22 protein-coding genes and 1 tRNA gene are annotated in these 24946 nt (G+C 64.0%); 10 read left to right on the top strand and 13 right to left on the bottom strand.

Going from position 1 to position 24946, the window contains the following annotated elements; genetic code table 11:
* Nucleotides 1-47 precede the first annotated feature (47 nt).
* Both OEX18_03260 and OEX18_03255 read right to left on the bottom strand, forming a co-directional pair.
* On the bottom strand, nt 48-371 hold the full coding sequence (locus OEX18_03260) for a hypothetical protein (protein MDH4336277.1): 324 nt from the start codon (nt 369-371) through the stop codon (nt 48-50).
* A gap of 92 nt (nt 372-463) precedes the next feature.
* Entirely contained in the window at nt 464-1849 is a 1386-nt protein-coding gene (locus OEX18_03255) for a sigma-54 dependent transcriptional regulator (GenBank protein ID MDH4336276.1), read from the bottom strand.
* 102 nt (nt 1850-1951) lie between these two features.
* On the opposite strand from OEX18_03255, the gene rlmN reads away from it, so the two are divergent.
* Entirely contained in the window at nt 1952-3013 is a 1062-nt protein-coding gene (rlmN, locus tag OEX18_03250) for a 23S rRNA (adenine(2503)-C(2))-methyltransferase RlmN (GenBank protein ID MDH4336275.1), read from the top strand.
* Between the two features lie 58 nt (nt 3014-3071).
* Here rlmN and OEX18_03245 read toward each other — a convergent pair whose 3' ends face one another.
* The 6 genes from OEX18_03245 to OEX18_03220 all read right to left on the bottom strand — a co-directional run bounded on the left by OEX18_03245 (nt 3072) and on the right by OEX18_03220 (nt 9471).
* A complete protein-coding gene (locus tag OEX18_03245; GenBank protein ID MDH4336274.1) occupies nt 3072-4091 on the bottom strand; it encodes a hypothetical protein in 1020 nt (339 codons plus the stop codon).
* Between the two features lie 356 nt (nt 4092-4447).
* Nucleotides 4448-5746, bottom strand: a complete 1299-nt coding sequence (locus OEX18_03240) for a BamA/TamA family outer membrane protein (protein MDH4336273.1) — start codon at nt 5744-5746, stop codon at nt 4448-4450.
* A 97-nt stretch (nt 5747-5843) separates the two neighbouring features.
* Nucleotides 5844-6980: a hypothetical protein gene (locus tag OEX18_03235; protein ID MDH4336272.1), complete on the bottom strand. Its 1137-nt coding sequence runs from the start codon at nt 6978-6980 to the stop codon at nt 5844-5846.
* Nucleotides 6981-6993: 13 nt separating this feature from the next.
* Entirely contained in the window at nt 6994-7617 is a 624-nt protein-coding gene (locus tag OEX18_03230; protein ID MDH4336271.1) for a zf-HC2 domain-containing protein, read from the bottom strand.
* A gap of 17 nt (nt 7618-7634) precedes the next feature.
* Nucleotides 7635-8738 (bottom strand): DUF4097 domain-containing protein, encoded by a 1104-nt coding sequence (locus OEX18_03225; protein MDH4336270.1) that lies wholly within the window; start codon nt 8736-8738, stop codon nt 7635-7637.
* Nucleotides 8739-8895: 157 nt separating this feature from the next.
* The gene (locus OEX18_03220) at nt 8896-9471 is read right to left on the bottom strand and encodes a sigma-70 family RNA polymerase sigma factor (protein MDH4336269.1); all 576 of its coding nucleotides are present in this window, start codon (nt 9469-9471) and stop codon (nt 8896-8898) included.
* 272 nt (nt 9472-9743) lie between these two features.
* Here OEX18_03220 and eno point away from each other — a divergent pair, with 272 nt between their 5' ends.
* From eno to OEX18_03205, 3 genes are all read left to right on the top strand, one after another.
* Complete coding sequence (gene eno / locus OEX18_03215) at nt 9744-11027, top strand: phosphopyruvate hydratase (GenBank protein MDH4336268.1); 1284 nt, start codon at nt 9744-9746, stop codon at nt 11025-11027.
* 20 nt (nt 11028-11047) lie between these two features.
* A complete protein-coding gene (locus OEX18_03210; protein ID MDH4336267.1) occupies nt 11048-11497 on the top strand; it encodes a septum formation initiator family protein in 450 nt (149 codons plus the stop codon).
* 91 nt (nt 11498-11588) lie between these two features.
* Nucleotides 11589-11665 (top strand) — tRNA-Met (locus tag OEX18_03205).
* Between the two features lie 1270 nt (nt 11666-12935).
* Here OEX18_03205 and OEX18_03200 read toward each other — a convergent pair.
* From OEX18_03200 to OEX18_03180, 5 genes are all read right to left on the bottom strand, one after another.
* The gene (locus OEX18_03200; protein MDH4336266.1) at nt 12936-13424 is read right to left on the bottom strand and encodes a hypothetical protein; all 489 of its coding nucleotides are present in this window, start codon (nt 13422-13424) and stop codon (nt 12936-12938) included.
* Complete coding sequence (locus tag OEX18_03195) at nt 13421-14065, bottom strand: ParB N-terminal domain-containing protein (protein ID MDH4336265.1); 645 nt, start codon at nt 14063-14065, stop codon at nt 13421-13423. Before OEX18_03195 ends, OEX18_03200 begins: the two co-directional genes overlap by 4 nt.
* Nucleotides 14066-14069: 4 nt before the next feature.
* Entirely contained in the window at nt 14070-15089 is a 1020-nt protein-coding gene (locus OEX18_03190; GenBank protein ID MDH4336264.1) for a DNA adenine methylase, read from the bottom strand.
* Between the two features lie 2 nt (nt 15090-15091).
* The gene (locus tag OEX18_03185) at nt 15092-16756 is read right to left on the bottom strand and encodes a phage/plasmid primase, P4 family (protein ID MDH4336263.1); all 1665 of its coding nucleotides are present in this window, start codon (nt 16754-16756) and stop codon (nt 15092-15094) included.
* 438 nt (nt 16757-17194) lie between these two features.
* Complete coding sequence (locus OEX18_03180) at nt 17195-18610, bottom strand: B12-binding domain-containing radical SAM protein (GenBank protein ID MDH4336262.1); 1416 nt, start codon at nt 18608-18610, stop codon at nt 17195-17197.
* 257 nt (nt 18611-18867) lie between these two features.
* Between OEX18_03180 and OEX18_03175 the strand changes: the two genes are divergently transcribed.
* From OEX18_03175 to gdhA, 6 genes are all read left to right on the top strand, one after another.
* Nucleotides 18868-20331, top strand: coding sequence for a nitronate monooxygenase (locus tag OEX18_03175; GenBank protein MDH4336261.1), 1464 nt, complete (start codon nt 18868-18870; stop codon nt 20329-20331).
* An 82-nt stretch (nt 20332-20413) separates the two neighbouring features.
* Nucleotides 20414-20851: a hypothetical protein gene (locus tag OEX18_03170; GenBank protein ID MDH4336260.1), complete on the top strand. Its 438-nt coding sequence runs from the start codon at nt 20414-20416 to the stop codon at nt 20849-20851.
* 7 nt (nt 20852-20858) lie between these two features.
* Nucleotides 20859-21389 carry a hypothetical protein gene (locus tag OEX18_03165; protein ID MDH4336259.1) on the top strand — a complete coding sequence of 177 codons (531 nt, stop codon included), beginning with the start codon at nt 20859-20861 and terminating at the stop codon, nt 21387-21389.
* Between the two features lie 183 nt (nt 21390-21572).
* A complete protein-coding gene (locus OEX18_03160) occupies nt 21573-21929 on the top strand; it encodes a YciI family protein (GenBank protein MDH4336258.1) in 357 nt (118 codons plus the stop codon).
* A gap of 11 nt (nt 21930-21940) precedes the next feature.
* Nucleotides 21941-23194 (top strand): RNA polymerase sigma factor, encoded by a 1254-nt coding sequence (locus OEX18_03155; GenBank protein ID MDH4336257.1) that lies wholly within the window; start codon nt 21941-21943, stop codon nt 23192-23194.
* 218 nt (nt 23195-23412) lie between these two features.
* Nucleotides 23413-24789, top strand: a complete 1377-nt coding sequence (gene gdhA / locus OEX18_03150) for an NADP-specific glutamate dehydrogenase (GenBank protein ID MDH4336256.1) — start codon at nt 23413-23415, stop codon at nt 24787-24789.
* Nucleotides 24790-24946 lie beyond the last annotated feature (157 nt).

Raw genomic sequence — 24946 nt, 5'->3', positions numbered from 1 at the left:
GGTTAGGGTAAAACGATTCCGAACCGCTTCCTATGGTTCGAAGTCGTTTACCGGCTCCACACCATGAACTTCCACCATTGCTCCAACATCATCATGACTCTCGCGACCCCTGCGGAAGCTTCGCTGGACGTAGCAACCGGGGGACGACCCTTCAGTCCCGACAACCCGTCGGCATCGCCCTCATTCGAACCCCCACCGGAGTCTCCCGAACCGCTCAAAACGGAACCGCCGGGCGCGATTGTGACCACGCCGGAGGAGGAAGACTTGCCTGTGGAAACGGAATTCGGAGTGTCGGCGAGCGAGGGGGCGGAAGGATAGCCAACCAGCACGAGAGTGGCGACCACGATGATGAAAATCGCCGCCCGCTTCATACCTGAACCATCTCCTTCCTCGACACGAGAACGCCTCACGGGGCATATAACACTGACGTTTGAATATAATCGCGAAACCCGTTTGCCGTCAATCAGTTTTCCCCTTCCTCCGCCTCGTCGTCACGGCCACTTTTGTATGGTATTCCGAACTTCTCGAGCTTCTTGTACAGGTTGCTGCGCTGCATCCCCAGGCGCCGGGCCGTCTTGCTCACATTGTGATTGAAAAGGCGGAGCTTGCGCTCCAGGAACTCCTTCTCCACGGCGTCCCGAAACTCGGTGTAAGTTGCTATATCAAAATACCTTCCCTCGGATTTCTCCGCCGCGGCCAGGTCCGGCAGGTCGGAGACCTCGATGGACGCCCCGGAGGACAGGATCACCAGCCGCTCAACCATGTTCTTCAATTCACGCACGTTACCCGGCCAGGCGTACTCCTGCAGCCGCTCCATGGCGGCCCGGGAGACCTTGCGCGGCGCCTGGCCCAGTTCCGTCGCGGTCTGCTGCAAGAAATACTCCACCAGGGTGGGGATGTCGCTGGCCCGCTCGCGCAAGGGGGGTACCGTAATGGGTACCACGTTGAGCCGGTAGAACAGATCCTCGCGGAAGCTCCCCTCCCTGCTCGCCTTGAGCAGGTCCTTGTTGGTGGCGGCGATCACGCGCACGTCCACCCGCATGGTCTCGGTTCCACCCACCCGTTCGAAGACCGACTCCTGCAGCACGCGCAGCACCTTGGCCTGGGCGTTGAGGCTCATGTCCCCCACCTCGTCCAGAAAGAGGGTCCCGCCGTCGGCAAGCTCGAACTTGCCCACCCGCCGGCCCACGGCACCCGTGAAGGCCCCGCGTTCGTGGCCGAACAGCTCGCTCTCGATGAGTTCCTCGGGGATGGCCGCGCAGTTTACCTCCACGAACGGCTCCTCGGCCCGCGGGCTCAGCTCGTGCAGCGCCCGGGCGACCATCTCCTTACCGGTCCCGTTCTCCCCCATGATCAGCACGCGCGCGTTGGCGGGTGCGACCTTGCGGATCGTTTCCATGATCTTCTGAATCTCGGGGTGCCGGCCGACGATCTGGGTCTTCTGGCGGACCGCGGCCTTGAGCGTGACGTTTTCCTTGAGCAGCCGGCGCTGGGCGAGCCCGTTGCGGATGACCAGCAGCAGGCGGTCTGCGTCGATGGGCTTCTCGACGAAGTCGAACGCCCCCAGCCGGGTGGCCTCCACCGCGGTCTGGATGGTGCCGTGACCGGAGATGATCACCACCGGCAGCTGCGGCTGGTCCGAGTGCAGCTGCGCAAGCACTTCGAGCCCGTCCATCCCCGGCATCTTGATGTCGACCAGGGCAAGGTCGATGGGGCGATCGCGCACCGCGGCCAGGGCCGAGGGTCCGTCGGTGGCCATCACCACCCGGTAGGACTCGAACTCGAGCAGGCGCTGCAGCGAGTTGCGCACTCCCTGCTCGTCATCGGCGATCAGAATGGTTCTGGGCATGGATGCAATCCGTTAGAACACAATAAGATTGGGGCTTTTTTACGGATACCATATTGCCTATCATTCAGGCTACGCCAAACTGAGCGCCGCAAAGCCATGCCGATGACCCACCTGAGAAACCTGTCCCTCACCGACTTGCGCGAGCTGGTCCTCGCCAGCGGTGAACCCGAGTACCGCTGCCGGCAGCTTACCACCTGGATGTACGGCCGCCTGGAGGACGACATCGCGCGCATGAGCGACCTGCCGGCGCCGTTTCGCGAGCAGCTCGGCGCAGCCGCGCTGGTACGCAGCATCCAGGCGGTCTCGGTGCAGCAGTCCGCCGTCGACGGCACGCGCAAGTTTCTCTTCCAGCTTCCCGACGGCAACCGCATCGAATCGGTGCTGATGCACTACGACCGGCGCAGCACCGCGTGCGTGTCCTCGCAGGTGGGATGTCCGCTCGACTGTGTGTTCTGTGAGACGGCGAGGGGCGGCTTCCGGCGCAATCTCACGGCGGGCGAGATCATCGACCAGGTGTGCGTGCTCAAGCGCGAGGCCGGTCCGCCGTCGCGCAAGATCAACATCGTCTTCATGGGCATGGGCGAGCCTCTGCTCAATCTCCCCGCGGTGGTCGACGCCATCCGCACCATCAATGATCCCGCCGGGTTGAACCTGGGCGAGAAGCGCATCACCGTGTCGACGTCGAGTTTTCCGGAGCGTATTCGTGAGCTGGCGGACTCGGACGCGCAGTGCTCGCTGGCGCTTTCGCTCAACGCGCCCAACGACGAGAAGCGCGCGAAGCTGATGCCGAAGGCGTCACGCTTCTCCATAGACGAACTGCTCGACGCCGCGCGCTACTTCGCGCGTTCCGGCAAGCGGCGCGTCACGCTGGAGTACGTGCTGATACCCGGACTCACCATGGACGACGCCGACGCCGACCAACTGGGCCGCCGCGTGCACCGGCAGCCCTTCAAGGTGAACCTCATTCCTTACAACCCCGGCCGCCAGGACCCCTTCCCCCGCCCGGACGAGGCGGCCATCGACCGTTTCGCCGCGCGGCTGCTGCCGGTGGCGCCGGCCGTGACCGTGCGCCGCAGCCGCGGTGTCGATATCGACGCCGCGTGTGGTCAGCTGTGGAATCTTTCCCTGAACGACAAGAAGAGGCCTGTGGAAGGGGCAGCTTGACCAGTCGGGGAGGAGAATGTAAGCGCCCCCGCCACAGGCATTGCCGGGGAGACAATCGTCACTTGAGCAGGAGCAGGCGAACCGTTTCTCGCGCGTCCCCCACCTGCACCGCCGCATAATAGGTGGCACTCGCCACCACGTTGCCCGCGCGGTCGGTTCCATCCCAGCGCACCACAAAATCGCCCGCCGCGCGGCCGGCGTACAGATCCTTCACCAATGCCCCGGTTACCGAGTAGATGCGCACCGCCACCGGCGCGTTGCCATCGGCGAGTTCCATGGGCATGCTCACGCGGATCTCGGTATCGGGATTGAACGGGTTGGGATAACTCGATGCCGCAATCACCGGCGTGCGCGACACCACCGTGGTGCGCGCCACGCGAATGAAGAAACTCTCCAGGCCCGCCACCGTCTCGGGCATCGCGATCTCGACATTCTCAACGCGGCCGTCGAGGCGCGCGTCTTCCCCGCCGAACAGAACGCGGAAGTCCTCGGCCAGGATCTCGCGGGGCCGGTAGGCGTGGCTGGCGGTGTCATGGAAGCGCGACGGGTCGGAGATGCCTCGCAGCTGCCGGTACTCGTCCCACGCCGCCGAGCCGGAGGGCATGTAGCGATTGTGGAACACGTGGCCCAGTTCGTGCGTGACGATGTACGCCGCCACCGAGGGATCGATGTCCAGCACGTGCGGACTGAGAAACACATCGGCGCCACTGGTGGAGCTCACCAGCACATTGCGCCGCGGGTACGGCAGCAGGTAGACGCGAACGTTGAGATTCAGCGACGGGTGGTGGAGTTCCCGCAGAGCGCCAAGCGCCGCTTCCGCCGTGAAGGGATGAAACGTCCCGTCCCCCTTGTTCCAGATCGACGGATCGTTGATGTCGGTGATGACCGGCACGTAACGGCCGTCGTCCAGGCGGATGGCGGGGTTGCCGTCCAGGGTGGTTACGCGCGTGGCCAGATAGCCCGCGTCGTAGACGGTCACCGAGAGACCGTTGTGCAGGTCCACCCGGGTCGCAGCGGCACCGGCCGGGGTCGCGTGGGTGGCCAGCGCCACCGCTCCTGCGATCGCCGTTCGAGCCAAGAAATGCGCCATACCGAGTTTCATCCGCTAAACCCTCAATTCTCCTCCCAACCAGTGTTCTGCATTCGATATTCCCCGGGTGGCGGGTTCCTGGCCGGGGCCGACGAGAGCGCGGGAGAAGCCCTCCCGGGAGCGGGTTCAACTCGCTGTTAAATTTGGCGTTAAGATGGCGGGGGCGGGCGCGCCGATGGAGACGATTTCCATCAGACCCGGCTCGAAACCATGGCGCAAAGCCGTTGTCAGTGGTCAAGTTGGGAGGTTTTACTCATTCGTTAACCGGGCTGATGGGTCACGCCACCCAGCGGCGGGTCGAATGAGACACGCGGGTACGGCGCGGGGAAAACCCGGCCGAGGGGCTAGAAGTTGCTGCCGGCGCTAAAGTACGGACGGATCCCGCCCCGCGCGCCGGACGCGAGGTCCACCCGCAGCACGTCCTGGATGGGAGAGAAGAGCCTCAGGCCCACGCCGAAGCCGCTGTGGAAGTTGTCGTACTTGAACTCCTCCGGCGTGGTCCAGCCGATGCCGGTGTCGACGAAGGCCACCAGCCCGAACTGGAAGTCGGTGATCCCGAGGAACGGCACCCGGTAGAGCAACTTCGGCCATGGCATGATGCGCAGCTCCAGCGACTGGATCCAGCGGTGCGCGGAACGGAAGTCGCTCTGCTCGTAGCCGCGGATCCCTCCCGCGCCTCCAATGCCGAACCGGATGTAGTCCGGATACTCGCCCAGTTGAATGTTGGCGAGCGAGCGCAATCCGAGCACCGTGGTCTCATCCAGCGGTGTGAAATGGCGGATGTCGTTGTCAACCCGGTAGTAGGCCTGCTGTTCGCCGTTGATCACCTTGCTGGCGACCGCGTTGATATAAAAGTAGGTTCCGCGGCGCACCTTGAGGCTCCCATAACGGTCATCAAAACGAAATCCCACGGAGGGGCTGATGAGGTTCTCGTCCTCGGACTGCTGGCCGCGCACTCCCACGCGATTGTGCGCCGTCCCCAGCCCGAAGATCATCTGGGAGAACGCAATGCGGCTCTCGGTCAGCGGAAGCGAGACCGAAACGCCGCCCCGCGCCTGTTCGATGATGCCCGGCTCCGACGACGCTTCCTCCCGCTTCAGGTACGCGACATTCAACCCGGTGCCGATGTGCTTCCACCCGATCCAGGCGGTTGACCACGACGCCGACGCGGACTCGTTGTTGCGGTTGTCCCGCTTTGCGTCCAGCGAGAAACTCTCCAGCCGGCGGCGGAAGTTGCGGTCGTACCACTTGAGCCCGTACACCAGGCGCTCGGTGTTGATGTCGTAGTCGAGCACCGGGTAGATGAGATTGAGCAGCAGGGCGGGGCGTTCGGTCACCACCACGTGCATTACGCAGTTGTCCGCGCCCACCGGCTCCACGTGTATGGCGACCGTCGCGAAGGGGCTCAGGTCGGCCACGTAGCGCTGATCGCGCTCCACCGCGTTCGCGTCGATCCGCCCGCCCTGGCGCGATTCCAGTTCGCGCTGGATGGCGATGGACTTCACGCGCGTGTTGCCGTGGACGTAGACCGTGTCGATCATGCGGCCCTGGGCCCACTGGTACGCCTCGCTCTCGAAGCGCTGCGCGGCGGCACGGGATTCTATGGAGAGGAGTCCGGCCAGCAGGGGCACGAGGAACAGCACCGCCCCTCTCGAAACGGAACATCGCATACCCAATAAGGATACGCCCCCGGTAAACGGGGGCGATAGTCCAAAACGCGGGTGGGAGGGGAGAACCCCGTCAGGTGGTCGGGGTGGCCGCGAATTCCGGGACGCGACTGTCGGGCGGCTCAACGCCCACGGGCGGGCGCGTTCCGAAACGACTCAGAACAATGGAACCCAGGCCGACGACGTAGCCGAACAGCCACACCACCACGCTCACGATCTTGATGAACACGTAGACGCTGATGGGGCCGTCACCAATGGCGTCAAAGGCAAAGGCAACCAGTTCGGGAATGGAGAGCACCAGGAACCCGATGGCCAGGCGGCCGAAGGTGCCACCCGTGAAACCCATGCGCGAGGCGATGGCGCGGCCGACCGCATAGACGAACACGGTACAGGCGATCACGAACACGCCCACGTAGCTGAGAAACAGGATCACCGCGAGCGGAATACCGATGACGGTGATGATCAGCGGGATGGTCACTATCAAGATAACGAACTGCAACGCGATGGACGCCAGCACCCCGGCGCCGAAGCTGCGCAGCAGTCCCGCCGACAGGTATTCGCCGGTCCGCTCCACGCGCTGGCGCAGGAACAGCATGGTGATGAAGAACAGTATCAGTCCCACGAAGAGGAAGAACGCGGATACGATGCCGCGGAACTTGCCGCTGGTGATGTCGAGATCGTCACCGATCTGGGTGGCGATGCCGGCCACCACGATCTTCTCGCCACGCACGATGACGTCTTCGTCCTCGGCAATCTTTCCACCAATGGCAACAATGTCGCCCTTGATCTCGGCGCCGTTGCGCACACGGATTTCGCCACCCAGCACCACGACGGATCCCGCCACCGTGCCCTCGATGATGGCGTTGCCGCCAAAGACCACCACATCACCCGGAACCAGCTCGCCGGGGGCCACATACACGCTCTCGCCCACCCGCACGATGCCGTCTTCGTCACCGCTGTGGTGGACCTCGCCGAAGGTGAAGTCGTAGTTGAACCCCGACGAGTCGTCCTCGTTGATCTCGCCCTCGATACGCACACCGCTGCCGCCGATAACGATGCGCTTCTTACCGGTCCCGGGAACACCGGGCGGTGGTGGTGGTGTGGGGACCTCGATGATGATGGTGTCGACGTCCTGGGGTGTAAATGCCGCGACCGGGTTCGCGCCCGGCAGGACGGCAAATCCCGCCGCGAACAACACCACGGCGCTCACGAGGGCGATCCGGTTATAGGGAGAACATCGCATGACCCGAGGGCCTCTTCCTGCGCCCGTGGCGCGTTGCTGACATGACGATCACCGCGGCAATGATGGCGGCCGCGATCAGCATACCCGGCGATACATAGGCCGCCACCGCAGTAAACACGGTTCGAGTGACACGTACGTACGGCTCGAAAGCCGCCACGGCGCCCAGCGAGGCAATGGTCCCCTGCACCCACAGGATGGCGCGGGCGAAACCCTCCGCGGCGCCGGCCAGCGAGCCCCGTGTGCCGGAGAGGATGACCGCCACCGGCACGTAGAGAACCGCAACCAGGAGCGCCGCCGTCAACGGGTAACGCACGCGCGTCGGAATGCCGAAGTACTGATCGGCGACCCGGCGGGCCCACGGGAAGCGCGGCTCGTGAATGAGGCCTTCCGCGTGCAGGTGCGCCATGACGGCCACACCCAGCCGCGGTGGCGGATCCAGGCGCGGCATGTCACGCAGGCAACGGAATACGTCGCGATACTCGATGACCTCGGACTCGCACGCCGCACACTCCGTGACGTGGTAGACAAACTCGTTGCGCTCGAGTGTCGCCAGGCGTCCCTCGAGGTACGATTGCATGAGACTCTGTGCAGTTTCGCAATTCATATTATTCGTTCAACGTCCTAGCGGCCGCTCTTCGAGGCGGACTCGCCCTGTTCCACTATAGTCACATCGCCACTCGCCGTCTCTATTTCCACGCGCGCGGCGCCCGAACCCACCACACCCTGTAACCGCCGGCGATCCACCCGGCTCACCTTGATGGGCAGATCGCCCTCGATGGACCCGTTGGCGGTCTTCACGTCCAGTTGGAATCCGAAGTTCTTGACCGGCACGTAGTACACGCGAATATCGCCGCTCGACGAACTCAGGTCGAAGACGCGGTCGGCGGTGGGCATGATGAGCACCTCGATATCGCCGCTCGAGGTGCTGGCCTCGATGCTGCCCGTCACCTCAATCATGCGACCGTCACCGCTGGCCGTGTCGAAGGACACGTTGCCCGAGCACCCCTCCAGGACGAAATCGCCGCTGGAGAGTTGTGCGGTCACATTGCCCGCCACACGCGTTACCTGGAAGTCGCCACTGGTTCCCTCCAGCTCGAGCTTGCCACCCACCTTGTCGACGTTCACGTCCCCGCTGGTGGCGGACAACTCCACGTCGCCACCGATCTCCACCGCGTCGACGTTGCCGGAGGTGACGGCTATCTCCGCATCGCCGCCGATGGCACGAATGTCGATGTCGCCGCTGGTTGCGGCCACCACCGCGTTGCCTTCGATGTTGGAAACACGCACCTCGCCGCTGGTGGTCGAAGCCGTCACGTGAAATCCGCGCGGCACTTCGATGGTGTAGTCCACCCACGCGCTGCGGTGGTCTCCCTTGACATAGGACCAGATGCCGCGATTGCGGGAACCGTCATCGTGCGTTTCCACCTGCACCCGGTCGCCGCGCTCTTCGATCTCGACCTCGAGATCGTCCAGCAGCCTGGCCGCATCCTCCGCATCGCGTCCGCGGGCCGAGCGGGTGATGACGATGGTCACCTCTCTCAGGCCGTCCTTGCCCACCACGACCGTACGGCCGCGCGGGTTCTTGACCGAGAGCTCCTTCTTGTCGGCTGCGGCGACCGTGCGCTTCTCTTCGCGGTCGACGCGATCGCCGGGGGTGGCGACGGCGGTTACGGCCGTCAGTGCGATGAGGACGGCCGGTGCCAGTCCTGCGATCCCGTGCTTCATCGTGGGGTTGCCTCCTGGTTGCTCCCGGTGCGTCGGGAGTGTAACCGTGTGGAATCTACGTAAACGGCGCCAAAAAGTTTGCGTCCGCGGGGGTGTTTCGAGTGTGGTGCGGGCACATATTTTATCTCTTTATTTGACAACATGTTAAGTGTCGCTTTCATGCTAGAAATTCAGCATCGTTGAGCAGTCCCTTGAGCATCTCGCGTGCCCGGTGAATCCGGGCCTTCACCGTGCCCAGCGGGATGGACAGATGGTCGGCGATTTCCTCATAGGACAGGTCCTCCTGGTGGCGCAGGATCAGCATGATCCGGTAGTGCTCCGGGAGGGAGCCTATGGCGGACTCCAGCCTTTCCATCTTCTCGCGCCGGTCGAACGACTCGGCCGGCGTCGGATCGGGTGCGGCATACTGCCGCTGGATTTCGCCCTTCTCCCCGTCGATGGGCTGATCCATGGGCAGCGTGTCGATGCGGCGCTTGCGCAGGTAGTCAATACACAGGTTGGACGTGATCTTGAACAGCCAGCTCGAGAAGGCATACGCCTGGTTGTAGCGGTCCAGAGAGCCGAAGACCTTGATGAAGGATTCCTGCGCCAGGTCGGTGGCGTCGTCGCGGTTGCGCACCATGCGCAGGCAAATGCTGAACACCGGGCGCTCGTACTTGTCGAGCAAGGCCCGGTACGCGCGCTCGTCTCCGGTGCGCGCTCTCGCGACGAGTTGGATGTCCTCTTCTTTCACAACGAATTGTGTCGGTGGACACTGCGTGCCGCGCCCGCGCCATCGCGTGCGCACCCGTATCGCAACGCCCGCTGGCGCCTCGACCGGTGTTTCATGGTGTGCGGGTCTCCGTGCGCTGCGGCACACCACACGGGCAACCCGATGTCATGCGAGGCCGTTCGGATACCAGCGCCGGGGCCGGAGCCCCAAGCGCTGGAATTGATTTATGTTGACACATTTCGCACGCGGTTTCTACAGTCCAGATTACCTCTTTCCCCGGGACCGTAGCCATCATGACCATCATCGAATACGTCCACGCCCGCGAGATCCTCGATTCGCGGGGCAACCCCACGCTGGAGGTCGACGTCGGCCTCGACGGCGGCTCCCTGGGCCGCGCCGCGGTGCCCTCCGGCGCCTCGACCGGCCGACACGAGGCCCTGGAACTGCGCGACGGCGAGACCACCCGCTACCAGGGCAAGGGTGTGACCCGCGCGGTGGCCCACGTCAACGACGTCATCGGCCCCGAAATCATCGACCTCGACTCCATCGACCAGGGCTACATCGACCAGCTCATGATCGAGCTGGACGGAACCCCCAACAAGTCGCGCATCGGCGCCAACGCCATCCTGGGCGTGTCGATTGCGGTGGCGCGCGCGGCGGCCGAGGCCATGAACCTCCCCCTCTACCAGCACATCGGCGGCGTGTTCGCGCGCGTGCTCCCGGTGCCGCTCATGAACGTGATCAACGGCGGCGCACACGCGGACAACAACGTGGACATCCAGGAGTTCATGCTGGTCCCGGTGGGCGCGCCCAACTTCTCCGAGGCGCTGCGCATGGGCTCGGAGACGTTCCACGCCATGAAGAAGTACCTCAAGGACAAGGGGCTCGCCACCGGCGTGGGCGACGAAGGCGGCTTTGCGCCCAACCTGCGCTCCAACGAAGAGGCCATCGAGGTGCTGCTCGAGGGCATTACCCGCGCGCGCTACACGCCGGGCAAGGACATCTGCATCGCTCTCGACGCGGCCTCCAACGAGTTCTACGAGAACGGCCAGTACTCCCTGCGCGGCGAGAAGCGCGTGCTCTCGTCCGACGAAATGGTCGCGTTCTACAGCGAATGGGTGAACAAGTACCCCATCGTGTCGCTGGAGGACGGTTTGTCCGAAGACGACTGGGACGGCTGGGCAACGCTCACCAAGGCGCTGGGCGAACGCGTGCAGCTGGTGGGAGACGACCTCTTTGTGACCGACGAGGAACGACTGCGCCGCGGCATCGAGGGCGGCGTGGCCAATTCCATTCTGATCAAGCTCAACCAGATCGGCACGTTGAGCGAAACGCTGCGCACCATCGACACCGCCAAGTCCAACGGGTACTCGTGCGTGATCTCGCACCGCAGCGGCGAAACCGAGGACACCACCATCTCGCACCTCGCGGTGGCCACCAACGCCGGCCAGATCAAGACCGGGAGCCTGTGCCGCAGCGAGCGCATCGCCAAGTACAACGAACTGCTGCGCATCGATGAGGAACTAGGTTCGGTGTCGATCTATCCGGGGATGTCGGTGTACCCGTCGCTCGGCTAGGGCGGCAAGCGGAGGACGTCATGGCGCGCTGGGAATACGACCGCGACAACGAAGTGGATCGCAGAGGGATCTTTCGCGACTTCAAACCGCGCCCCCGTCACACCGGCTCGTCGGTGGTGACCAGCGGCGGGAGCGTGGGACCGTTTCTGCGCAACTTCTACCGCCACCAGGTGGTGGTGAGCGCGCCGGTGCAGCGATTTTTCCTCTTCCTGGTGCTGGCGGGTCTGATCTACGCGTTCGTGCTGGGTGACGGCGGTGCCATCCGCATTGCCATGTTGCGCCACGAACGCGCGAGCCTGGACCGTAACATCGCCGAACTCGAGCACAGCGCCGCATTGCTGGAGACGGAGCTCGCGCGTCTGGACAGCGACCCGTTCTATGTCGAGAAGACGGCCCGCGAGCGCTACGGCTATATCCAGCCCGGGGACAAGGTCTACAAGCTGGTTCCCGCCCAACCGAAGTCGAATTAGCCTCGTAACATCGGAAAAAATCGTGCTTTTCGTGCCCGGGGGGCTTGACGCGAGCCCCCCGCTAAGCGATACTTCGGCTCCAAAGAATTGTCGCGGGGTGGAGCAGTCTGGTAGCTCGTTGGGCTCATAACCCAAAGGTCGCAGGTTCGAATCCTGCCCCCGCTACCAACCCAAAAGATAGTTTCCCGGCATCGAGATCCTTCGGTGCCGGGAACTTCTTTATCCGGCACCGCGCCACTCTCTTCTCCACGTCCAGTTCGATCCCCTCCACAAACAGCCGAATGAGCTCCTTCTTCTCTTCGGGCGTTCCCTCTGCAAGAACCTCCTGAAAGTTCGCCATCTGCGCCATGATCCCGTCAAGCACCCACACGTTCCGAGAAATGCGCCCCATCCTCTTCGAGGAATATCTCTGGGACTCCTCCTCCTCGAACTCAGGAATGAGCACAACCACGTCCATTTCGTCATCCACGTTTTTCTCAAACTTCGCGCTGTACGGCGCATCGCTGCAACTCGCCTCGGGCGCACAATCCCAGATCGCGCTAACAATTATTGCGTTCAATACGGGTGGCGTGGCGGTTTTCTGCGACACTCTTTCGGAAACGCCACAGGTTGATCTTCAGTGTTCGGACATTTATGGGAATACCGGCGGCGACTGGATCGGCTGCATCGAGAATCAAGAAAGCTTTGCGGGGAATCTCCACACCGATCCAGTCTTTTGCAATGAATTCTCCGGCGATCTTCGGATCAGACCGTCATCACCATGCTGGCAGAACGCAACCTGTGGGACGATTGGTGTATCACAAATCCCCTGCGACGGCCCACCGCTCTTCCCAGGCCCCACCGCTTCTCTTCCAGAGAACGTCAAGGGGTCCCCTCAAGGCCACCGCCGGGACCTTCAAAGAAGATCCAATACACCACAACTACCGCAGCCGCGACAATCGGGCCCCAGATTGCGACCGTAAGCAACCAGTTCGTTCTCACCGCCTCAATCGAGGCGACACTACTCAGGTTAATTCTGGTTGGTTCTATTTCCGTGCGCTTACCGTTTGCAATGACATTGTTAAGTACGAACACGGAGTCTTCGTATACGAGATCGTCCGTAACAATCGTACTATCTCCATACATATGAAGACAGAAAGTCCCTTGTGGTGATCGCGCAAGATCGTCGATTCGCACCTCGACGCGCTTGGTGCATGCGGACACCAGGAACAGTACACTGACTGTGAATCCGAGGAACCGTCTCTTGGCCCGACAAGAAAGAAACGCTGTTGTCATGGTTGCACGAACGGAACGCTGATCCAACACGACGGTCGCTTTTCGTGAACGTAGTTGGGACAGATCGCGCGGTCAAGTCAAAAAGCAGATCTCTCAGCGCCGGGCACGATGACAAGGGGGTCACTATTGGGAAGCATGCGCGCGAGCGGACGCGAGACAGTCGTCATTGTCCACCGACCTGCCGGAGCCGCTCAAGCTCGTCTTTCACCATCTCCTGAAGTTCCGCATCGGACTTTGACACGAGACCGTTCAGCATCACCTCATGCCGCGACTCGGGTTCATCTTTCAGGAACGCCTCCAGCCGAATCAGCTTGTCGAGATCAGCCAGCGTCATCCGTATGTCCCCTTCCGCGATCGCCTTCGCGAGTTGAACCATCGCCATGTGGACGATTTGAAGGCTGCGGCTCCGGCGGTCCACCTCACCGCTTGCCGTTCGATCGGCAACATCGCGCGCAATCTCAAGGTCCCGTTCTCGTACGCGCTCCTGCCAGCCGAACGACCGCGCCCACAACTTTACAGTGCTCGATGCTACGGCGAACTCAGTAGAAACCCGCTCATAGCACCGCTGTTCGCCGAGGCCGTAGTAGTGCTCGAAGGCCCGCAGGTGATGGGGCTGCTCTTTCACGAGCAGACGCGTGCTCTTGACATTCATCGCTCGTGCTCCTCAGCAGCCAGGTAGGCGCGCGCAATGGCGACCAAGGCCGCCCCCCGCGTCCCCAATCCCTGCCCCCGCTTGGCCGCCTCGATCGCCCGCTCGACCGTCTCCGCGTCCTCCACGACGAACGTGAGGATCTGCGGCCGCTCGCGTGCCTGCCGCTCTGCTTCCCCTTTCAGGAAGTCCTCCAGCCCATCCGGGATCTTCAAGAGGTCGAGCGAGTCCTTGAGCTCGTCCAGCGAGTACGGAAGCTGCTTCTCCAGGTCCTCCAGCACGAGTTCCTTCGAGAGGTCGTGCACGAGGTTCGCAAGGAGCGTTGGGAGACTCTGCCCCTTCATCTCGTTCAGGTTGATGGTCAGAATCTTCGCCCGCTTGTCGTCAACCTCGACCACGACGCACGGGACGGTCGCATAGCCCAACTCCTTCGCGATCTCCCAGCGGTGGAAGCCGCCGAGGATCTGGTAGCCCTCGCCCAGCGGCCGAACGACCAGTGGCTCGACGAACCCCTCGCGCTTGAGATACGCTTTGAGCTTCCCGCGCATCGACTCGCTCATGCGATTTGGATTCCATGGGTTCGGTGTCAGTTTTTCGACACCAATCTCCACCACTGTCAGCTTTTCGACACCGGCCGTACCCATTTCGTTACCTCCGTGCGACCACGAGCAGCTCCCGGTTCCGCTCCCGGTGCGCCTCGCCGCTCAAGCCCGTCAGGTGCGTGTAGCGGAAGGCCTCGGCTGCAACGACCGGCCGGAACCGCTCGACCACGCGCACCAAGCCGTCCAAGTCTGTCTCGGCGTTCCCGTACGAAATTGCCCAGACCGGGAACCGTTCCGCCTTCTCGAGTAGCCGCTCCATCATCTCAATCCCCTCCGTACGACTGAACCGGCTTGCCTCGGTTCGGACGAGCCGGCCCTCCAGCATCGCGTCCAACGGGCGGAGTGCCGTCTCGTAGGCCGAGGTCCCCGCGTAGGGCGGGTCGAGGTAGAGAATGTCGCCCTCGACGTTCTCCAGAAGCTCGAACACGTCCGCCCGGTGCACTTGGTTCTCGTGCCCGTTCGAGAACACCCCCTGGTTCACCTGCCGGCGAAGCACCTCGGCGACGGCCGCGGGGTGATCGGCGACGCCACGAACCAGCATGTCTCGGACGTAGTTCGGATTCATCGCCTCCCACTCGCCATTCGCCGCCTGCTGGACGATCGTCCGGGCGCCGAAGTTCCCCATCGGCCGCATTCGGAACACGTACTTGACGAGCAGGAGGAGCAACAACCATCGCTTCACCCCCGCGGCTGCTCGCGCGTTCTCAAACGCGGTGTCGAGAAATCGGGCGTGCTCCGCGGTCACGACCTTGTCGGCGAAGTGCTCCTCGATGAAGCCCGGGCCGTCGCCACTCCCAACGAACAGCCGCGTCATGTCCTCTTTGCCCAGCGTCACGCGGTCGTTCGCAATCAGCGCCTCGCCGACGATCTGGCTTCGAAGCGCAATGTCGTTCGCGACGACGCGATAACCGCGGGCCTTGGCGTAGAGCGACACGCTCCCACCGCCCAGGAACGCGTCGACGAACACCGGTGCCTCCGCCGGCCGCGGCAGATACTTGAAAATCTGCCCGAGGAGCCGGCGTTTGCCACCCTGGTAGGGCGGGAGTGCTGCGAGTCGCCTGCGCATCTCTAGTGCGGCTCCGTCCCCGGTGGTGACGCGTTGACACCAGAGACACCCATTTCGGACAACCTCCCTCGTGGAGGAGAACCTAGGGAGGGTTGTGACAATATCGCGTCTCCAGCGTCTCTGCTGTCTCCGTTCCCTTTCACCCCGTGGGAGGCCAGTGCGATGCCACGCCACCCGCGAGCCATGGCCGCACCTCTTCCGCGCCGATCCTTTGTCGCACCAACGGACTGAAGCCGCTCGGCCATCTCACGCGCCGACATTGGGTTCTCGTCGCTCTGCCGACACCACGTTTCGTATACAGCCCGCAACTCTCGGCTCGACACCCACCCGTCCGCCTGCAGAACACAGTGCTCGTCGAGAAAGGGTCTGAACCGGTCCTGGTCTGACTGATAACGTCGTGTCGCAGCCATGACGGCGGCGGGCGGACGAAGGCGGTTTGTGTCGGCTGCGATCCATTCGCGGCAGCCCGCAATCCCCCAGTTCAGAATGCCTGAAAGCTCGGCTGGCTCACACAGCCTTGCCTTGAGCCGCGGATCTCGCTCGGCATTTGGAATCGTCACGAGGAATGGAACTTCGAGGACCCGTCGCCAGATCGCTTCGTCGCCGCCCCGGATCTCCGGCCGGTGGTTGGCAACGAGACAGATCTTCGCCTCGGTGGTGAACGATGTCTGCATCGCCTCGTAGAGGCCACGCACGGTAATCGTGTCTCCTCCCGTAAGCTGTTTGATCACGGTCTCATCCAGCCAACGGCCCGGGCCCGCCTCCACGGCGGCGACGAACCTAACGCCGCGCAGCGCGAGCAGGTCGGCGCGCGGCCCACCGCGGCGGTCGCTTCGTCCGGTTGCTTCGAGAAAGGATTCAAAGGACGGCTGGTGCCCGTAGTCGCCCAGCAGGCCCAACAAGGCCTCGACGAAGGTGGTCTTCCCGTTGGCGCCAGTCCCGTGCAGCAGCGCGAAGCACTGGTCGCCGGTGTCTCCGCTGAGAGCACTTCCTACGTACCGCTGCAGAAAGCGCCTCACCTCGGCGTCCGGGACGATCCGCGCGAGGAACTCTTCCCAGCGGTGGCTCTCGGCCGCGGGATCAAACGTCACGGGGGCGAGCTTGGTGATGAAGTCCCTCGGCGAGTGCCGCCGGCACTCGCCAGTGCGAAGATCGATGGTTCCATTGAGCACGTTGAGGAGGTACCGCGTATCAGGGCCATCAAACTCCTCCGGGAGGATCGCGATGCGAGCGTCAGTCTTCGCCAGCTCCAGCAGGGCGACAATCCGACCCTGGGCTTCTGAGCGGAGCGCGTGCTTGGCGAGTCCGCGTCTGATCGCGCCGTCGTTGAGTTGCGACGCTTCGTTGTAGATGGCCCGCACCGTGGCTTTTGCCTTGCGGGCCGCAACGCCGGTTCTGTCGCGAAACCATCGTTTCCCGTCCCAGCACATCCATGAACCCCATGCCTGACAGTACCGGAGCGTCGCCCCGTGGGTCGCGGCCAGCCGCTCGGCGTTGCCCATGTCGGTGCAATTGAAATGCGACGGAGGAACGTCGATCCCCTGTTCCGCCAAGACCTGCTCGCGCTCCTCGTGCCGCGCAAGTTCGGGGTGCTTCTCCACGAACTCGTAACAGCTGTCGATGGTCCGCTGGGCCGAACTGGACTCGTTGGTGGTTGTCTTGTTCATCGATTCGCCTTCCAATCCGAAACTGGGGCCGGTCGACCCCACGCGGCTAGGAGCTTATTAGGCCCCTATTTGGGCCCGTTTATGCCCGGCCGGCGCTAGCTGCCCGCGGCGCGCAAGAAATCCCGGCGCGACGCGCCACGGTTTGCCGTGTGAGGGGAGGAAGAAGAGAAAGGGCCCCAGTGGGCCCAGAAATGAAGAATCCCGCCGGTTACGCCGCGAGCGGCACCAGGACGGTGCCTCGCGCAACCAGCGGGATCTCGATGATGTCGACGGGCGGGAAATCTATCTTTCGCTGCTTATCACGCACCCCCGCTACCAAAAAAACAGAATCCCCGGTACCTCTCGGTGCCGGGGATTTTCGTTTGCGAGTCATGACGCGTGAAGCCGCGAACTCGATGCGACCGGACATTGCCCGGCTCGTGCGCGCCGTCACCCGGCTCAAAGCGCGTGACGGTTGGCGCCCGTCGCGGGTATCGCGCGGACCGGCTGCAGCCAGTTGCACGCCTGTTCGAATTCCCGGCACGCCTTCTGGCTCAAGCGATGGTTGCTGCGATAGGTGAGGTTGCCAAACAGGGTAAGAACAGGACGCCGTTTCTCCCAGACGTTGCGGCTCACGCGGCCCAGGATTCCTCTCAGCGAATAGAACGTGCGTGTGCATGTGTCCATCTCGCCCACGATGCCATCCAGGCTGAAATTCCGGTAGCGTCCCACCGGGAGCGTGAGCGTGTAGTACTTCCAGTCCTCCGGGAAGCGATCGGCGGCAATGCGTCCTTCCGCTTCCATTTTCTTCCAGAGATCCGTCCCCGGCAGCGGTGTCAGAAACATCGTATTGAGAATATCCACGCCGTACCGGCTGGCCGTTCTGGCGATCTCGAGGCCGATGCCCGGCCGATCCGCGTCCAGCCCCATGATGAACGAGCCGGCGATGGTGATGCCGTGCCGTTGGATCCTTCTTACCGACGCCCTGAAATTGCGGTCCTTCTGCATGTTGTACTTCTTGTGGACCTCGAGCAGCCCCTCATCGGTGACCGATTCGAAGCCGATGAAAACACCGGCACACCCCGCCCGCCGGGCCAGCTGGAGCAGTTCCTCGTCGTCCGCCATGTTGATGGTGGCCTGGCAGATCCACTGCTTGCCGAGATCCGCGTCGATCATCGCGCGAAACAGGTCTTTTGCCCGCGCGATGTGATCCCGCCGGGTGCCGATGAGATTGTCGTCCACCACGAGCACGAGTTTCTCCCGGATCAGCTTGAACTCCGCCACCACGTCCTCGATGGAACGGCGCCGGTACGCCCGTCCGTTGAACGCGCTGACGCTGCAGAAGCTGCAGTTGAGCGGACACCCGCGCGTGGTTTGAATGGCTCCCAGTTCATAGCCGGTTGGCAGCAGATCGTGCCGCGCCAGCGGCGCATGTTCCATGTCTTCGTGACCGCCGGCATACAGCGACTGCATGGCTCCCCGCGCGGCGTCGCTCAGCACGCGCGGCCACACACTCTCGGCCTCGCCCGTGACCACCACATCCACCCGTTCCGCGGCTTCCTTCGGGCGCATGGTGGCGTGGATGCCGCCCATGACGACGGGCACCCCCCACCCGCGGAACAGCGCCGCCACTTCGTACGCGCGCGGCGCCTGGGACGTGAACGCGGTGACACCCACGAGGTCCGGACGTGGCAGCCCGGAGTAGTCGACGCCATGCACATTCTCGTCCACCACCGTGATCTCCCACTCCGGCGGCGTGAGACCGGCCAGCACCAGGAGACCGAGCGGCTTCCACACCCGGTACTTGTTCCAGTAGTTTTTCCTGTTGGTGATATTGACGAGTGGATTGCGAGGGTTGATAAGGAGCAGGCGCATGACACCCTCCGATGTTCACCTTCAAGCTAGCAACAGCGGACACACTTGTCCAGATATGCCTCCCCGGTGGATCACGCGCAATCTTCGGATAATCGCAAGCGCGGCTCCCGCAGGTCTCCCGTAATCCACCGTCCCTGGGCAAGTTGGCGGACATCGCCGCGCCCCCAAATATATAAAGACAAACCAATCTTCTTTTACTATCTTCAGAGTGTGACGGACCTCAGACAACGAGCCCCCTCCGATTCAGGAACACACGGTTGAGCGATCCATTGATCATCCAGGGCGGCATGGGTGTCGCCATCTCCAACTGGCGCCTCGCCAGCGCCGTTTCGCAACTCGGCCAGCTCGGCGTGGTGTCCGGCACCGGGCTCACCCGCGTGATCGCCAGCCGGCTGATGGACGGCGACCCCGGCGGGCACATGCGCCGCGCGCTGGAGAGCTTCCCGTTTCCGGAATCCGTGCAGACCATCCTGCGCCGTTACTACGTCCCCGGCGGCAAGGCTCCGGACACCCCGTACAAGATTCCCCCCGCGCACACCGTGCTTCCGTCGCTCTTCGCGGATCGGTTCACGGTCGTCGCCAACTACGTCGAGGTGTTCCTGGCAAAACACGGGCACGCCGGGCCGGTGGGAATCAACCTGCTGGAGAAGGTGCAGTTGCCCAACCTGGCCTCGCTCTACGGCGCAATGCTGGCGGGAGTCGACTACGTCTTGATGGGCGCCGGCATTCCCATCCAGGTTGCCGCGGTGCTCGACCGGCTGTCGCACCACGAACCCGTCACCTACCGGCTCGACGTGCAGGGTGCCAGGCCGGACGACAACTTCGTCATTCATTTCGATCCGGAGCGTCTCTTCCCCGGAATCGACAACCGCATGGGCGAACTGAAACGCCCGCGCTTTGTCCCCATCGTTTCTTCGACCGTGCTCGCGAGCGCGCTGCTCAAACGCAGCGAGGGATCCGTGGACGGTTTCGTGGTGGAGGGCCCCACCGCCGGGGGTCACAACGCCCCGCCGCGCGGGCCGCTGCACCTCAGCCTGAGCGGCGAACCCGTCTACGGCGAGAAGGACGTGGTGGCGTCCGAGAAGATGCGTGCCTTCGGGGTGCCGTTCTGGCTGGCCGGCGGCTACGGCCATCCGGAACGTCTGCGCGCGGCGCTGGCCGAAGGTGCGACGGGCGTTCAGGTGGGAACCCCCTTCGCCTTCTGCAACGAATCCGGCATGGACCCGGGATTGAAGCGGCGTGTCCTGCGGGAAGCGTGCGCCAGGGGGACATCGATCCTCACCGCAACCACCGTGTCCCCCACCGGGTTTCCATTCAAGGTGGTGCGCGTGGCGGGAACGCTCTCCGACGATCGCGTGTACGCGGCGCGCGAACGCATCTGCGACCTGCGCTTCCTGCGCACGCTGTTCAAGAAGGACGATGGCTCGATCGGCTACCGCTGTCCCGCCGAACCGGTGGAAGACTTTGTGAGAAGCGGCGGCGATATCGCGGATACGGAGGGCCGCGTCTGCCTGTGCAACGCGCTCAACGCCACCGCGGGCTACCCGCAGCAGCGGGAAGACGGTTACGTTGAACCCCCGATGGTGACGGCCGGCGACGACATTGCAACCGTCCCCGACCTCGTGCGCAACAATGGAGACGGCTATTCGGCCGCGGACGTCATTCGCCACATTCTCGGCGGCGCCGTGCCCCCCGGAGAGCCGGCGCCCATGCCCCACTGACAGATTCGCCTGCCGCTGCGCCTGAGCACGACCCCTCTTGCCCCCCCTTGACATATGCTTACCCCCTTAGTACACTAGGGGCATGAAACTTCCGGCTTCCGTGCGAGAGCGGTTCCGGGCCTACGGCCGGGCCGGCGGGCAGGCACGCGCCGAAGCGATGACCCCGGAAACGAGAAAGACAGTGGCCCGCCAGGCCGCCATGCGGCGCTGGATCCGGGTGCGCTTCGGTGATTCCAGCTTCGAGGCACTCGGACTTCCCGGTGGCGCAACCGTCGATGCCGGCCTTGCCGCGCTCGCGGCCGGCGAAGAGACCGTCGAAAGTCTGCTCGTGTCGCTGGCCGCACCCCGCCTTCGTCGCGAGGGTGTCCCCCTGCCCCGCGATGTGTTCGCGGACGCGGACACGCGTTTGTACCGACTGCTGGAGCTTTCCGCCGGTGACCTGGCGCACGCGCGCTACCTCGCCTATCTGCGCCAGGCCGCGTCGTTCGCAGACGCGTGCGCGGGCGCCCGCCTGAATTGAGGTCCACATGCGAGAGGAACTGACCCGCGAACGCCTGGTACTGCTCATGAAGGAGCTGGCGCGCTGTGCGCCCCGGCGCGGGAGCTACCAGGTCTACCTGGTGGGGGGCGGAACCGCGGTCTACCTGGGCTGGCGGCGCGCTTCCATCGATGCCGATCTCTTCTCGGAACAGGAACGCGTCTTCCGTGACATCCAGGCCATCAAGGAGCGCCTCGACATGAACGTCGAGTTCGCGCGTCCGGAAGACTTCGTGCCGCCCCTGAAGGGTACCGCCGATCGCCACGTGTTCATCGATACCATCGGCGCGATCGGGTTCTACCACTACGACCCCTACGCGCAGGTGCTATCCAAGGTCGTCCGCGGTTTCCAGCGGGACCTCGACGACGCGCGGGAATTCGTACGCCACGGGCTGGTGGATCCCCCAAAGTTCCGCGCCCTGGTGGCGGCAATTCCAGACTCCGCTTACGCGCGCTACCCCAGCCTGTCGCGGGCGGGCGTTGAGCGGTCCGTCGACGCGTTCGTGGCCGGGGTTTCCTGACCGCTTGCCCCCTGGGATTTCCGGTCTCGTCTGCTACTATAATTGACCGGGAGCCCGGCGGCGGGCCGCACCCCCTCTGCGCCGGCACACACTTTTCTTTGGGCAGCATGTCGAATTCATCCCCCGCCGAACGACCAGGGGTTGAAATCGGAACCGAAATCCAACCCAGCCAGGGAGGCAATCATGAAATACCTGTGTTTGATCTACGAAGACGAGAAGATCATCAGCGGCATGGCCCAGCCGGAAATGGAGTCCATCATGAACGAGTACTGGGCGTTCGGCGATGGCATCCAGAAGAGCGGCCACTACGTGGCCGGGCACGCCCTGCAACCGGTGCAGACCGCCACCACGGTGCGCGTGCGCAACGGCAAGGTTGCCACCACCGACGGTCCCTTCGCGGAAACCAAGGAGCAGCTCGGCGGCTACTACATGATCGAGGCCAAGGATCTCAACGACGCCATCCAGGTGGCGTCGAAGATTCCGTCGGCGCGCCACGGAAGCATCGAGGTGCGTCCCATCATGGTGTTCGACCGCGAGTAGTGGGGGACGCGGTGAGCGAGGACGCGGCGACGCACATCCGGCAGACGGTGGACACGCTCTACCGGTCCGAGTCGCGCCGCGTTCTCGCCACCCTGATTCGCCTGCTCGGCGACTTCGACCTCGCCGAGGAGGCGCTGCACGATGCCTTCGCCGCCGCAGTCGAACAGTGGCCGCGCGACGGCGTTCCGGCCAACCCGCGCGCGTGGTTGGTATCCACTGGCCGCTTCAAGGCCATCGACGCCATCCGCCGCCGTGCACGCTTCGACGCATCGCTCGTGAAGCTGGCCGATCACATCGAGTCCGTCGCCACCGCTTCGGAGGTTTCCGAGGATGGCGGCCTGGGCGACGACCGCCTGCGTCTTATCTTCACCTGCTGTCACCCGGCGCTCAAGCCCGAGGCGCAGATGGCGCTGACGCTGCGCGAGGTGTGTGGCCTCACCACCGAAGAGATCGCGCGCGCGTTTCTCAGCCCCGCCCCGACGGTGGCGCAGCGCATCGTGCGCGCCAAGAACAAGATTCGCGACGCGCGCATTCCCTACCGGGTTCCCGAGCGTGCCGAACTGCCGGAGCGTTTGGACTCGGTGCTGCACGTGGTCTATCTGGTCTTCAACGAGGGGTACTATGCGTCTTCGGGCGAAGCGCTCACGCGGCACGACCTCTCGCAGGAGGCCATCCGCCTGGGAAGGCTGCTGGTGGAACTGCTCCCCGAGCCCGAGGCGATAGCGCTCCTGGCGCTGATGCTGCTGCACGAATCGCGGCGGCCCACCCGCACCACACCCGGCGGCGAACTCGTGCTGTTGGGAGAACAGGACCGCTCGCAGTGGAACCAGGACTACATCACCGAGGGCGCTGCACTGGTGAAACGCGCGCTGTCGTCGCGGCGCGTGGGACCGTACGCGTTGCAGGCGGCCATTGCCGCCCTGCACGCGGAGGCGCCCTGCGCCGACGACACCGACTGGGATGAGATCGTCGGCATCTACGACGTACTGCTGCGCGCCGAACCGTCACCGGTGGTGGCGCTCAACCGCGCGGCCGCCATCGCCGTGCGCGACGGTCCGCAGGCGGGGCTCGCACTCATCGACGCGATTCTCGAAGGTGGCGAACTGGCCGACTACCACCTGGCGCACGCCGCGCGCGCCGATCTGTGCCGGCGCCTGGGACGCACCACCGAGGCACGCGACGCGTACCGCCGCGCGCTGGCGCTCGCCCGCCAGGAGCCGGAGCGACGCTTTCTCGATCGCCGCCTGAGCGAACTGGATGGGTGAACGCGCCCGCCGACACGGGGGATCCGGGCGGGCGGCAGGACATCGGCATGCGCATGCCGCCCGACCTCGCGAACCGACGGAAAGCCGGCCGATCCCCTTCTTGAAAGCCGGACCCTTTTCTCTTACTCTCCGAGGAGGGCCGCCGTGGATGGCTCCCCGTGCTGTTCAGGGCGCCACCACGCCCGCCATCTTCGCCGCAATGAAAGGAGCCGCTGGCAATGAGTGCAACCAAGGAATCCCGCTATGTCGCCGATCTGATGGCCGAGGTTCGGGAAAAGAACCCCGCACAACCGGAGTTCCACCAGGCCGTCCAGGAGGTCGCGGAATCCATCGAACCCGTGCTGGAAGCGCGGCCCGAGTATCGGAAAAAGAAAATCTTCGAGCGCATCCTCGAACCGGAACGCGTCATCATGTTTCGCGTGCCGTGGCAGGATGACCGCGGCGACGTGCACGTCAACCGCGGCTTCCGCATCGAGATGAACAGCGCCATCGGACCCTACAAGGGCGGCCTTCGTTTCCATCCCTCGGTAAACCTGGGCATCCTCAAGTTCCTCGCCTTCGAACAGGTCTTCAAGAACAGCCTCACAACGCTGCCCATGGGTGGTGGCAAGGGTGGCTGCGACTTTGACCCGAAGGGGAAGAGCGACGACGAAGTGATGCGTTTCTGCCAGAGCTTCATGAGCGAACTGTTCCGGCACATCGGCCCCAACACGGACGTGCCCGCCGGTGACATCGGCGTGGGCGGCCGCGAGATCGGCTTCATGTTCGGACAGTACAAGCGCCTGCGCAACGAGTTCACCGGCGTGCTGACCGGCAAGGGCATTGGCTGGGGTGGCTCGCTGATCCGGCCCGAAGCGACCGGGTACGGCGCCGTGTACTTCGCGGCGGAGATGCTGAACTCGCGCGGAGACTCACTCAAGGGCAAGACCTGCCTGGTCTCGGGATCGGGCAATGTGGCGCAGTACACCATCGAGAAGCTGCTGCAGCTGGGCGCCAAGCCCGTTACCGTGTCCGACTCCAACGGCTGCATTTACGACGAGGAAGGGATCGATCGCGACAAGCTTGCGTTCCTGATGGATCTCAAGAACAACCGCCGCGGACGAATCAAGGAATACACGGACAAGTTCCGCAATGCCGTGTTCACGCCAACGGATCCCAAGCTCGGCTACAACCCGCTGTGGGCCCACAAGGCCGATTGCGCGTTCCCGAGCGCAACGCAGAACGAGATCAACCAGAAGGACGCGGAGAACATGGTGAAGGCCGGTTGCAAGCTGGTGGCGGAAGGCGCCAACATGCCCAGCACACCCGACGCGGTCAACGTGTTCCTCGACGCCGGTGTTCTGTTCGGGCCGGGCAAGGCGGCCAACGCCGGTGGCGTGGCGGTCTCCGGTCTGGAGATGTCGCAGAACTCGGGACGCATGGCGTGGCCGCGCGAAGAGGTGGACGCCAAACTCCAGCAGATCATGAAGAACATTCACGGCGCCTGCACGAAGGCCTCCGACCGCTTCGCGCGCAAAGGCAACTACGTGGACGGCGCGAACATCGCCGGCTTCATCAAGGTTGCCGACGCGATGATGGATCAGGGCCTCGTCTAGCCCATTCTGGCAGTCTGTGACTGCGACGTTGCGGCCGGCGGCGGATCACCTGCCGCCGGCCGGCACACCACCGGCGCCCCCACGGCCCGCCGGGCTCCCGATCATATGGAAAGCGGTCGCACCAATCGCCTGAAGCTCGAAACGGGACACTCCGCAC

The sequence above is a fragment of the Candidatus Krumholzibacteriia bacterium genome (assembly GCA_029865265.1).
Classification (GTDB): domain Bacteria; phylum Krumholzibacteriota; class Krumholzibacteriia; order WVZY01; family JAKEHA01; genus JAKEHA01.
Note: the sequence above shows the minus strand (reverse complement) of the source record. Positions and strands in the feature narration are given on the sequence as shown.

What these genes read in the sequence shown, in the direction of transcription:
- OEX18_03260 (MDH4336277.1), bottom strand. Translation starts at nt 371, where the DNA reads ATGAAGCGGGCGGCGATTTTCATCATCGTGGTCGCCACTCTCGTGCTG.
- OEX18_03255 (MDH4336276.1), bottom strand. Translation starts at nt 1,849, where the DNA reads ATGCCCAGAACCATTCTGATCGCCGATGACGAGCAGGGAGTGCGCAAC.
- rlmN (MDH4336275.1), top strand. Translation starts at nt 1,952, where the DNA reads ATGACCCACCTGAGAAACCTGTCCCTCACCGACTTGCGCGAGCTGGTC.
- OEX18_03230 (MDH4336271.1), bottom strand. Translation starts at nt 7,617, where the DNA reads ATGAATTGCGAAACTGCACAGAGTCTCATGCAATCGTACCTCGAGGGA.
- OEX18_03225 (MDH4336270.1), bottom strand. Translation starts at nt 8,738, where the DNA reads ATGAAGCACGGGATCGCAGGACTGGCACCGGCCGTCCTCATCGCACTG.
- eno (MDH4336268.1), top strand. Translation starts at nt 9,744, where the DNA reads ATGACCATCATCGAATACGTCCACGCCCGCGAGATCCTCGATTCGCGG.
- OEX18_03210 (MDH4336267.1), top strand. Translation starts at nt 11,048, where the DNA reads ATGGCGCGCTGGGAATACGACCGCGACAACGAAGTGGATCGCAGAGGG.
- OEX18_03200 (MDH4336266.1), bottom strand. Translation starts at nt 13,424, where the DNA reads ATGAATGTCAAGAGCACGCGTCTGCTCGTGAAAGAGCAGCCCCATCAC.
- OEX18_03195 (MDH4336265.1), bottom strand. Translation starts at nt 14,065, where the DNA reads ATGGGTACGGCCGGTGTCGAAAAGCTGACAGTGGTGGAGATTGGTGTC.
- OEX18_03190 (MDH4336264.1), bottom strand. Translation starts at nt 15,089, where the DNA reads ATGCGCAGGCGACTCGCAGCACTCCCGCCCTACCAGGGTGGCAAACGC.
- OEX18_03185 (MDH4336263.1), bottom strand. Translation starts at nt 16,756, where the DNA reads ATGAACAAGACAACCACCAACGAGTCCAGTTCGGCCCAGCGGACCATC.
- OEX18_03180 (MDH4336262.1), bottom strand. Translation starts at nt 18,610, where the DNA reads ATGCGCCTGCTCCTTATCAACCCTCGCAATCCACTCGTCAATATCACC.
- OEX18_03170 (MDH4336260.1), top strand. Translation starts at nt 20,414, where the DNA reads ATGAAACTTCCGGCTTCCGTGCGAGAGCGGTTCCGGGCCTACGGCCGG.
- OEX18_03165 (MDH4336259.1), top strand. Translation starts at nt 20,859, where the DNA reads ATGCGAGAGGAACTGACCCGCGAACGCCTGGTACTGCTCATGAAGGAG.
- OEX18_03160 (MDH4336258.1), top strand. Translation starts at nt 21,573, where the DNA reads ATGAAATACCTGTGTTTGATCTACGAAGACGAGAAGATCATCAGCGGC.
- gdhA (MDH4336256.1), top strand. Translation starts at nt 23,413, where the DNA reads ATGAGTGCAACCAAGGAATCCCGCTATGTCGCCGATCTGATGGCCGAG.